The organism is Brevundimonas sp. RM1, from assembly GCF_052907225.1.
In genome coordinates this window covers 136029-147066 of the sequence record NZ_JBRERY010000006.1, presented here as the reverse complement: position 1 = coordinate 147066, position 11038 = coordinate 136029, and the positions used below count along the sequence as shown (strand labels likewise).

Genomic DNA, 11038 nt, shown 5'->3' with positions numbered 1-11038 from the left:
CACCGAACCGCCGTCTATACGGAGCGCCTTCGGAGCGTGGCGCAGCCTGGTAGCGCACTTGACTGGGGGTCAAGGGGTCGCAGGTTCGAATCCTGTCGCTCCGACCATCTAAATCTTTGATTTGGAATGGTTTTGAAGGGGTCGCCGTAAGGCGACCCCTTTGCAATTGGGCGCTAGCGCGCTTCGCGTAAAAGACGAGTCTTCCAGTCGGAACTGTGAACAGGGCAGCCTACTGCTGACTGGCGCTGCGGCCGGGACCGAAACGAGCGCGGAAGTCCTCCAGGCGGATGGTGAACTCGTCCTGCGCTAGGAATTCCTCGTCGGTCATCTGAGGCTGCTCGTTCGGCTTGTACCAGAGTGCGTAGTTCGGCTCATCCGAGGCGTAGCGTTTGAAGTGGGTCGAATAGGTGCGGACGCGCACGGTCGGAACCTCGCCCGTCATGTCGAAGGCCATCAAACGCAGCCAGCCATCGCCCAGGCCCGGCGCCTTGGCCGCATCCAGCCCGGCGCCGACGGCGGCGCGGTTGCGGTCCTGATAGTCGGACAGCAGCTGATAGACGGCGCCGCCCTGGCGGTTCGGGTCGGTGCGGAAGGCCTGGCCGTTGTGATGGCCGCTCAGGACCATGAAGATCTGCGGGTTGCGGCTGATCAGCTTGTCCCACACGCCCTGGGCGCTGTTGTCGAAGGGATCGAGGGCGTTGATGTCCACGACCGGATGGGCGCGGCGCTGTCCGGTCTTGTCCAGGAAGTCGTGGGTGCTGATCAGGGTCGGCAGGCCGGGGTGGGCGTGGATGACGGTCTCGGCCCATTTCAGACTGGCGTCGGAAGGGGCGAACTGCAGGCCGATGTGCAGGAAGCGGTAGCCGCCGGCCTCGAACACCTGGGCGCTGTCCGCGCCGCCGTCGTGCGATCCGACGTACCAGGGGCGGTCCTTGAAGAAGGGCGAGGCGGCGCCGAAGACGCGGACCCATTCGGTCAGCCCGCCGACATGGATCATGCCCAGGCGACGCAGGTCGCCTTCAGGCGCGGTCAGGTCGCGCGGCCAGGACTCTTCCCACCACTGGGCGTCATAGTCGTGATTGCCGGGCACGGCCGAGAAGGGCAGGGCGCCGTCCAGAAGGCGATAGGCGGCGATGGAGGCGGGGATCTCCACCTCGCGGACGCCCGGCGCCCATTTCGCCGGTCCGACGTCGGAGGGCAGGGCGCGGGGACTGAAGCCGCGCGCGGCGTGATCCGGGTCGATGTCGATGACGGGGTGCTGCCATACGTCGCCCGCGCCGGTGGCGAAGACGATGTCGCCGCCGCGCGAGGCGGCGTTGTCGGCGATGAAGCGGAACTGCTCGGTCATCATGTCCCGCGCGTCGAACGGAAAGCCGGCCGCGCGCTGACGCGTGTGATCGACATAGTTCTGAGTGTCGGGGATCACGGCGATGGTGAAACGGGCGTCAGTCGCCTGTTGGGCCAGGCTGGGGGCGGCCGCCAGAAGGCCGAGGGCCAGGACGGCTGAACGGAACAGCTTACGCATCATCGACATGGACGCATCTTTCTTCGCGAGGAAAAGCGCGAGGCTTCGGAGCCAAGTCCGAAGCCTCGCAGGCAGAGATCAGTAGCGATAGCTAACCCGGGCGCCCCAGGTGCGCGGGGCGTTGGGCGAGCCGGTGGACGCTGAGATGAAGCGGTTGCGCGACTCTTCCGAATAGGCGTTCGTCAGGTTGTTGACGAAGAAGCCGAAGGCATAGCTGCCGTTCATCGGGCGGAACGTCAGGTTGGCGTTCATCAGCCAGTAGTCGCCGATGACCGAGTTGGACGAGGTGCTGAACTTCTCGCTGCGGTAGGCGTAGTTGGTTTCCGCCTCGACGCCCCAGTCGCCGATCTGGTGCTCATAGGCGATCGAGCCCTTGTAGTCGAAGCGCGGGAAGGGCAGGCGCTCGCCTGCGCGATCGCTGTAGATGATGGTGTTGTATTCGCCCGTCACCGGATCCTTGGCGGCTTCGGTGGCCGAGGCGTTGACGAAGAAGAACTCGTCATATTCCCCGTATTTGTAGCCGACCGCCTGGGTGATGGTCAGGTTGTCCAGAGGCTGCCAGCGCAGCTCCAGCTCGGCGCCCTGGATATGCGACTTCGGCACGTTGATCATGCGGCCGACGCGCCCCGTCTGGGTGTAGAGCACGCCCTGAAGCTGCTGGTCGCGGTAGTCGTAATAGTAGATCGCCGCGTTCGCCTGGAGGCGGTTGTCGAACAGGCTGGCCTTCACGCCGGTCTCATAGGCGATCAGCTCCTCGAACTTGAAGGGCTCCAGCTGATCGGGCAGGCCGCTGTTGTAGGTGGTGAAGCCGCCGGACTTCACCCCGCGCGAGACGTTGGCGTAGGCCAGGACGCTGTCGCTGAAGGCGTATTCAGCGCCGACCTTGCCGGTCCATTCGCCCATGCTCTGAGACTTGGAGGCGGTGGCGTTGACGCGCGGGACCGGAGCCAGAACCTCGGTCTTGAAGTCGTTCAGCTCGCGGGTCTCATCCTCGTAGCGCAGGCCGCCGATCAGGGTCAGGCGATCGGTCAGGCGGTAGTCCACATTGGCAAAGGCGCCTGTCGTCTGGACCTTCTGGCCGTAGGTGGTGCTCATCCAGAATCGGAGGCTCTTCGCTTCCGAGAAGTCGGAGTAGAAGCCGCCGTCGATGTCCTCGGTCGCGTGGTAGAGACCGGCCAGCCATTGCAGACGACCGTCGCCGTTCGAGGCCAGGCGCACTTCCTGCGAGATCGTCTCGATGTCGTTGAAGAAGTAGGTGCCGGCTTCGTTCGAGGCCGTGGCGTCCCAGTCGTTGAACTCCTTGCGGTCGAAGGACTCATAGGCGGCGACGGCGGTCAGGGTGGCCCAGCCGAGGTCGTGGTTCAGGCGCAGGCTGACGCCCTTGCCCTCGTTGTCGCGGAACGGCTTGGTGTTGGGCGAGACGCCGATCAGCTGGGCGAAATAGGGGGAGATGCCCCAGCCGGTGATCCGGTGCGCCGTATCGATCGGATAGACCTTGCCGCCGCCCGAGGTGAAGGGGGTGGTGATCAGGCGCAGGCCCCGACCGTCCGACTTGTCCTGGCTGTAGTGGACGTTAAGGTCGAGGTCGGTCAGGTCGCTGGGGCGCCAGTTCAGGCGCAGGCGCAGGGCCTTGGTGTCCTTGTCGCCCAGAGTTTCGCCCGTGTCGCGGTGGTATTGCCAGCCGCCGCCCGTCTCGGCCGCGACGGCCAGGCGGGCGCTCAGGGTTCCGGCGACCGGACCCGAAACAAAACCCTCGAACTTGGCGGCGTCATAGCTGCCGTAGCTGGCGTTGAAGCCGGCCGCGACATAGTCCGTCGGCGCTCCGGTGACGACGCTGACCGCGCCGCCGGTGGTGTTGCGGCCGTACAGCGTGCCCTGCGGCCCGCGCAGAACCTCGATGCGGGCGATGTCGAACAACTGGCCCTGGGTCATCACGCCATAGGGATAGGCGACTTCATCGATATAGACGCCGACGGTCGAGGTGTTGTTGGCGGCGTAGTCCGTCAGGCCGACGCCGCGGATGCGGAACTGGGGCTGGCCGCCGCCCAGCTGGCTGTCGACCTCCATGCTGGGGACGGCGTTTTCCAGGTCGTTGACCGTCTGGATGTTGCGCTTGTCCAGGTCTTCGCCCGATACGACCGTCAGGGCCAGGCCGACCTTCTGCGCGGATTCCTCGCGGCGCTGCGCGGTGACGATGATGTCCTGAACGGAGGTGGCCTGAGGCTCGGTCGCGACCTCGGCCGCCGCGGGCGCGGCCGCCGCAAGGAGCAGGGCGGCGCTCGAGGCGCCGAAAAGAAGACGGTTCATGTGTCGATCCATCGGGCAGCGCGGGCGATCCAGTCGCTCAGGCTGGAAAGTTGGGGAATGTCGCGAGCAGCCGTAGTTCTCACGCCGTGTGACCGGCCTTAAAAAAACAACTGTTCGACAACATTTCCGCTGTAGGAGATGGTCGTGATGCTTTGGTGAAGCTTATTTGAAGTGTTGCTGTCGCGCTGCCTGTCGATGACTGTTCCGAATAAGGAACGATTGTTCGATTCAGTCGCGCTGGGTGACCAAGGTCTTGGCGACGGTTTGCAGGCGCGCGGCATCGGGCGCATCGCCCGTCGCCGCCGCCATGATGGCCGCGCCCTTGATCCATAAGGCGAAACGGGTGGCGGCGCGGCGCGTCAGGTCGAACTGAGGCGGCCAGAGCTCGCCGCGGTTGGTGTAGTTGCCGCCGCCTTCGGGCCCGCGCAGAATCATCGCCAGTTCCTGGAAGGACGGATCGCGACGCGCCTGCAGGCAGACCTGGGCGATCAGACGGGCGTACTTGACGTAGAAGCCGCGCTCGCCGTCGGCAGGCGTCTCCAGGGTAAGGGCCATCATCTCGCCCCACCGCTGTACGTCCGGGGGACCGGCGCCCAACGGATGGCGGTAGTCGAGGTAGCGGGGCATCTCGCGGAAGACCGCGTGCCAAACGGCGTCGATCACGAACCGCCGCATATCCGCCCAATGGTAGGCGATGGTGGAGGTCGAAGTGCCGACCTCCGTGCTGACCGAGCGGTTGGTGACGATCCCGACGCCTCCGCTCAGGATCTGGTCTGCGGCGACGTCGAGCAGACGCCGCTTGATGGAATCCGGTTCAAGTCCGTCGCTCGGCGCCTTGGGGATCACCATCCGATCGATATAGCTTTCGGTCGCTGAGGCCGGATCGTCGGGGCGGCCGAAGGCCCGATCGATCAGGCCGCCCAATCCCTCGGCCGCAATCGCCTCATAGTCCGAGCGACCGCCCAGGGCGCCGAAGTAAAACTGCTCGATGATCAGGTAGGTGGAGATCGCCTCGCCGAACGCTTCCAGGCCGGGGCGACGCGACAGGAAGGCCGTCCAGGCGTCGCGCCGCATGAGATCCCAGCGTCGCAGCAGGGGAGGCAGGAAGGCCGCCGGGTCGGGGCTGACCAGCAGCTCTTCCCACACTCGGGCGAAGTCGGCAGAGAACGCGGCGCGTTCTCGTAAGTAGCGGGCCGTCAGGGCCAGCAGGCTGTCGCGGCTGAGGGCCAGGTCGTCGACGGCGGCGAAGAAGGCCTCGTGGTAGGCCTCGTCCTGCTCGAACGCCCTGAAGGCGATGGCTTCGATCAGCCCCGCCTTGGCGCCGAACAGATTGACGATGACGGTCGTGCTCTTGCCGACGGCCTGGGCCAGGTCGCGCATGGTCAGGCCGCCCAGACCGACCTCCGTGACCAGGGCCATGGCCGCGGCGACGACGCGGTCGGCCTCGAGCGAGCGTGATGAAGCGATCGTCGTCATCGCAGCGTGCATGGCCGCCTGAAACGGTCGTGTCGAGGCCTGATCGCTTTCTTGGGCAAGGCCTGCGACGAAAGACGGCGGATCGCGTCGCGGACTCAATCCTGAAGTTGGGGCGGGAAGGGCAGCACGAACTCGGACCGTTCGGGCGAGACGCCGAAGGTCGCTTCGCCGTCGCGACCGGCATACCGGCCCAGCAGGGTCGAATAGGTATAGAAGCGGATGGTGCGGGCCTCGGTGTCGAAGGCCATGAAACGCAGCCAGCCTGCGCCGCCGTTGGCCGAACCGGCCTGTCCGTCCGGGCCGACGGTGTTGCCCTGATAGTCCTGGATCAACTGATAGACGGGACGCCCGGCGTCGTTGTGGTCGATGCGCAGGTTCTCGCCGTTGGATACGCCTTCGATCGGGCGGGTGTAGTTGTGGCCGCTCAGGACCATGAAGATCATCGCGTTCTTGCGGATGAAACGGTCCCAGACCTGATCGGGCGGCAGGTTGTCTGCGCCCGCGAAATAGCTGTCGTAGCCGTTGGAGCGTTCCTGCACGTCAGGCTTCAGCCATTCATGGGTGGTGACGATGACGGGCGTGTCGGGATGGGCGTCGATCACGCCCTGGGCCCAGTCCAGCGCGGCCTGGGGCGGCTGCATCTCCAGCGACAGGTGCAGGAAGGACAGGCCGCCGGCCGTGAAGGTCTGGAAGCTGTTCAGACCGTTCGCCGAGGCGCCGCCGTACCAGGCCTTATCCGTGAAGTGGCGCGACTGGGGGCCGAAGTAGAAGTTCCAGGCGCGGCCGCCCGACAGAGGTTCGGAGGCGCCGTCGTAGCCGCGCCATGAATAGTTGTCGTAGTCGTGGTTGCCGGGAACCATGCCGAATGGCAGGCCGCTGTCGGTCAGGATCGAGAGGGCGCGGTTGGCGATGTCCCATTCCTCGCGCGTGTCGAAGAGCTGGTATTCGCTCTCTGCGTCTGGAATGGCGCGTCGGAACTGGCCGTCGCCATGCTGGACGATGTCGCCGACGAAGGTGACGAAGGCCAGGTTCTTGTCCTGACGGGTCTCGACCAGATAGCGCATCTGCTGGTCGAAGGTGTCGGCGCCGCGCGGCTGGGGCAGGGTTATGTCGGCGTAGTTCTGGGTGTCGGAGACGACGGCGATGGTGAAGACCTCGGCCCAGGCCGGAACCGCTGCGCTCAGCAGCGCCGCGCTGAAGGCGACCGCCGCGCCCAGGTGTTTGAACATCGTCATATGCGTCATCCTGAAACCGATATGCAGCCGCCCTTAGCGACGCTGTGTGACGCTTTGGCTGCGATGACGCGCCAGAGCGCATCGGGGATGCGCTGATACGGAAATGTCGTGCGACCGACATGAGGCGGTGACGATGCGGCGTCATTGGGCGCGCGGTGAACCGACAGCCAAGCCAGCCCTTCGACATGGACGACGCGACGTCCGCCCTGACGCGCGACGAGGGATTCGCGGCGTTGACGCGGCGGTTGCGGGCGCCGTTGACGCATTTCTTCCTGCGGCGGTCGAAATCGTCGGCGGATGCGGAGGAGATGGTTCAGGATCTGTTCCTGCGCCTGATGCGCCGCGCGGACCTGATGAGCCTGCAGAACGTCGACGGCTATGTCTTTGAGGCGGCGGCCAACATTGCGCGGGATCGGGGGCGCTATGAGCAGGCGCGGGGTCGAGGCTTGCATGTCGAGATCAACGACGCCGTGGCCGAGTATGACGCGCCTGACGCCGAACAGATCATCGCGGGGAGGCAGCGTTTGAAACGGATGCTGGCGGCGCTGGACGCCCTGCCGCCGCGTGCGCGGGCCGTGGTGATCCTGCGTCGGTTCGAGAACCTGACCTATCCGCAGATCGCCCAGCGTCTGGGCATTTCGGTCAGCGCGGTCGAGAAGCACATGGTGCGAGCCATGTCCGCGCTGAGGGTCGACCTGGTCGAGGGGGATCGCTGATGTTTCCGGTTCATCCCCGATCAAACGACGAGGAAGCGGTCGATCCGGCCGCCTTCTGGTTCGCGCGAATGAACGGCGGCGATACGCCCAGCCCCCAGGACGAGATCGCCTTCCGGCGGTGGTTGGATGAAGATCCTGGACATATCCGCAACTATCGCGCCTGCCAGCAGGCGTGGCGCATGCTGGAGCTTGAGGCGGGGCAGCCCGAGGTGTTGGCCCTGAGGGCGGCGGCGCTGGGGCGTGCCGATCGAGGCGCGACGCGACGGCGGGCTCTGCTCGGCCTGACCGGCGGGGCCATTGCGGCGTCCTGCGGCGGGCTGTGGGTGATGACGGCGTCGTCACCGGCGCGGGCGCTGATCGCGACCGAGGCGGGGCAGCGACTGACCGCGCCCCTGCCGGACGGGTCGGAGGTGACGTTGGCGCCGTCTTCTCGACTGCGCCTCGATTACGGCGCCGAACGTCGCGCGGCGGTGCTGGAGGCCGGTCAGGCCTATTTCCACATTCAGCCTGACGCCGAGCCCTTCGTCCTACGCGTCGGCGATCGCTTGATGGCGACCGCGCAGGGGCGCTTCCAGGCGACCTATGCAGACCGAGGGCCCGAGGCGCTGGTCGAACTGGGACGGCTTAGGGTGGCTCAAAGGGGCGGCGCTGGCGCGCCTCTGATCCTGACGGCGGGGCAGGGCGGGCTGGCGCGCGGCGACGAACTGCGGGCCGCGCCGGCAGACGTCGAGGCCGAGACGGCCTGGCGGATGGGGCGTCTGGTCGTGCGCGACCGTCCGCTGCGCGAGGTGGTCGAACGCTTCAATCGCTATTCGGCGGAGCGGTTGACGCTGACGGATGCGGCGACGGGGGAGGTCCGCATCTCAGGCTCCTTCCGCTATGACGGCGGGCAGGAGTTCGCCCTGGCTCTGGCGCGCGGCTTCGGTCTGTCGGTGCGGCGCACGACGGACGGGGACTGGCGCATCGGATCGCCCGACAAAGCGTCTGACGAAACGGCTGCGCTTTGATGAATTTTCCACGACGGGGTGGGGGTCTGCGCAGGCGCTTCCGTTTCTGAGGGGGAGCCGCCGACGAGCGGCGGACCAGATCTCAGGGGCTACCATGTTCATTTCCAAGCCGCGCGCCAGCGCCTTCAAGCGCATGCTGCTGGCCTGCTCGGCCGTCGCTGCGGTCGCAGCGGCGACGCCGGCTCTGGCCCAGTCGCCGAGCGGCGGCGCGGCCGTCTCCTTCGCCATAGAAAGCCAGTCGATGGAAGAGGCGCTGACGACGCTGGCGCGCACCGCCGACGTGCAGGTGCTGTTCGCGCCGGAAGCCGTGCGCGGTCGCCGCGCCAATCGCGTGGTCGGCGTCCTGGCGCCCGCCGAGGCGCTGCGCCGCATGGTGGAGGGCACGGGCCTGACCGTGACGCCGGTCGGCGCGCGCACCTTTTCTGTTGCAGTCGCTCATGCCGATCTCGGATCCGACGGCGTCACCGCGATCGAGGACGTGATCGTTACGGCTCAGAAGCGCGCCCAGCGCATCCAGGACGTGCCGCTGGCCGTCACCATGCTGAACGGTGAAGACGCCCTTCGTCGCGGCATCGACAGCGTGACCGACCTGGTGGACGAAGTTCCGGGCGTGTCGGTGAACTACGCCTTCGGCGGCACCAACTACGGCCTGATCAGCATCCGCGGCATCGGCGGCGCCGATGACTACAAGCCTAACGGCAATCCCTCGGTCGCCCTGCACGTCAACGGCGTCTATCAGACCTCGAACGCCTATCTGGGCATGCCTCTGTTCGACCTGGACCGGGTCGAGATCCTGAAAGGACCGCAAGGCACCCTGTACGGCCGCAACACCACGGCGGGCGTCATCAACGCCATCACAAAGGGGCCGGGCGAGGCGGTCGAAGGCTCGGGCCGTCTTGAGTTCGGCAGCTATGACTATCTGGCGATGGAGGCGGCCGTCGGCGGTCCCCTGAGCGACACGGTCGGCGTGCGGCTGGCCGTGCTGGCCGAGCAGGGCGGCGGCTTCATGACCGGGGCGGGCGCGGGCGACCTGGCGGGCTTCCAGCCGGTCATCGCCGGCGTGACCCAGACCCAGGTTCCGCCCATCGTCGATCCGGGCCGCCGTGAAGGTTTCGGCGACAAGGATCTGTTCGCCGGCCGGGCCACTGTCGCCTTCGATTTCACGCCGGACACCAACCTGACCGTGAAGCTGTTCGGCAGCCGCGACCGGGGCGACACGCGCCAGTACGACCGTATCTCGGCGACGCTGGACAGCAATATCGCCAATGCGGGCGAGAACGACGACCCGTACGAGTTCTATTCGTCGGAGTATCCGACCCACAGCATCGACATCTATGGCGTGTCGGCGGCGTTGCAGCATCGTCTGGGCGATGACCTGAATCTGGCGGTGATCGGCAACGTCCAGGGCACGACTCGCTCGGTGCAGGGCAACGGCGACGGCTCGCCCTATCCGGCCTCGCGCTTCGATGCGGATGAGACGCTGAACCAGACCTCGCTGGAAATGCGTTTGAGCGACGACAACGACGGTCGTCTGGACTGGATCGTGGGCGCCTTCTACGTCTCGGACGATATCGACTTCGACACCCACTGGACCAGCTATACGGCCCGGACCCAGTACGACAACCTGCACAAGCAGACGCGCAACAGCTTCGCCGTGTTCGGCCAGGTCGACTATGACCTGACCGACAAGCTGACCCTGTCGGGCGGTCTGCGTTACACCCGCGATGAGGCGACCTTCAGCGGGCGCAACGACGACCTGGACCCGTGGGGCATCTCGACCTTCACCAAGACCTTCGCCACGACCGATCCCTTCATCTGGGACCGTGCCTTCGAGGATGACAACGTGTCGGGTCGGGTCACGGCCAAATACGCCTTTACCCCGAACCTGAACGTCTTCGTTTCGGCGGGCACCGGCTATCGCGGCGGCGGCTTCGACGGCACCTCGATCTTCACCCAGGCCGAGACGCTGCCGTTCGATTCCGAAACCGTCACCGCCTATGAGACCGGGCTGCGTTGGACGACGAACCGTCTTCGCCTGTCGGTGGACATCTTCTCCTATGAATTCAAGGAGCTGCAAGCGACGACCCGTCTGGCCAATGACACCAACGGCCGCGCCAACGTCGGCGAAGCCGAGAGCAAGGGGATCGAGTTCGCGCTCAACGCCGTCCTGTTCGAAAGCGCGAACCAGAGCCTGGATCTCGACGTCGCCGCCGCCTTCCTGGACACAGAGATCATCTCGTTCAGCTCGGCGCGCGTGGCCGAGGTGCTGTCGACCGTCGGCGACCCCCTGCCGGGCGCGCCGGACGTGACGGCGACGGTTTCGCTGAACCACGGCCTGGTGCTGGCCAACGGCTGGCGTCTGGACAGCCGCCTGTCGGTCTCGCACCACGGCGAGGAGAGCAACCGCCTGAACGCGGCTCCGGGCAATACGGCGGACGCCTATACCCTGCTGAACGCCCGCGTGGAGCTGCAGACGGCGGCCGATTGGGCGGTCTACGCCTATGGCCGCAACATCACCGACAAGGTGTATTTCCCTGAAAAGAACGGCGCTTCGCGTCTGGTCGGGGCGCCTGCGACCTATGGCGTGGGCCTGCGCTACAGGTTCTGACGACACGGAGGTCGCGCCGTCTCTCGCGTGTTGGAGCGGCGGCGCAACCTCACCAGCGCGTGCCCGCTAGCGGGCAGCGGGGTTTGCCTACGACAGCGAGCAGGAAGGTTTGTAGGTTGGCAGCCGGACGTGGCTATGGAAGGCCGCAAGCCTAGGTCAGCTTC

Annotated in this window: 7 protein-coding genes and 1 tRNA gene; 4 read left to right on the top strand and 4 right to left on the bottom strand. The window is 66.3% G+C overall.

Features of this window, described 5'->3' with window-relative positions; genetic code table 11:
- Positions 1-30 precede the first annotated feature (30 nt).
- A tRNA-Pro gene (locus tag ACU5AP_RS08450) sits at positions 31-107 on the top strand.
- Between the two features lie 122 nt (positions 108-229).
- On the opposite strand, the gene ACU5AP_RS08445 is transcribed toward ACU5AP_RS08450, so the two are convergent.
- The 4 genes from ACU5AP_RS08445 to ACU5AP_RS08430 form a co-directional block, all read right to left on the bottom strand.
- Positions 230-1534, bottom strand: coding sequence for a serine/threonine protein phosphatase (locus ACU5AP_RS08445; protein WP_128719992.1), 1305 nt, complete (start codon positions 1532-1534; stop codon positions 230-232).
- A gap of 69 nt (positions 1535-1603) precedes the next feature.
- Positions 1604-3832, bottom strand: a complete 2229-nt coding sequence (locus ACU5AP_RS08440) for a TonB-dependent receptor (RefSeq protein WP_198478710.1) — start codon at positions 3830-3832, stop codon at positions 1604-1606.
- 228 nt (positions 3833-4060) lie between these two features.
- On the bottom strand, positions 4061-5308 hold the full coding sequence (locus ACU5AP_RS08435) for a TetR/AcrR family transcriptional regulator (RefSeq protein ID WP_232623952.1): 1248 nt from the start codon (positions 5306-5308) through the stop codon (positions 4061-4063).
- Positions 5309-5403: 95 nt separating this feature from the next.
- Positions 5404-6543 (bottom strand): metallophosphoesterase, encoded by a 1140-nt coding sequence (locus ACU5AP_RS08430; protein ID WP_223850712.1) that lies wholly within the window; start codon positions 6541-6543, stop codon positions 5404-5406.
- A 155-nt stretch (positions 6544-6698) separates the two neighbouring features.
- On the opposite strand from ACU5AP_RS08430, the gene ACU5AP_RS08425 reads away from it, so the two are divergent.
- From ACU5AP_RS08425 to ACU5AP_RS08415, 3 genes are all read left to right on the top strand, one after another.
- Positions 6699-7259: an RNA polymerase sigma factor gene (locus ACU5AP_RS08425; protein WP_088411640.1), complete on the top strand. Its 561-nt coding sequence runs from the start codon at positions 6699-6701 to the stop codon at positions 7257-7259.
- Positions 7259-8266, top strand: coding sequence for a FecR family protein (locus ACU5AP_RS08420; protein WP_128719995.1), 1008 nt, complete (start codon positions 7259-7261; stop codon positions 8264-8266). The genes ACU5AP_RS08425 and ACU5AP_RS08420 overlap by 1 nt, the downstream gene beginning before the upstream one ends.
- A 94-nt stretch (positions 8267-8360) precedes the next feature.
- Positions 8361-10874 (top strand): TonB-dependent receptor domain-containing protein, encoded by a 2514-nt coding sequence (locus ACU5AP_RS08415; protein WP_446681059.1) that lies wholly within the window; start codon positions 8361-8363, stop codon positions 10872-10874.
- The last annotated feature ends 164 nt before the right edge of the window (positions 10875-11038 follow it).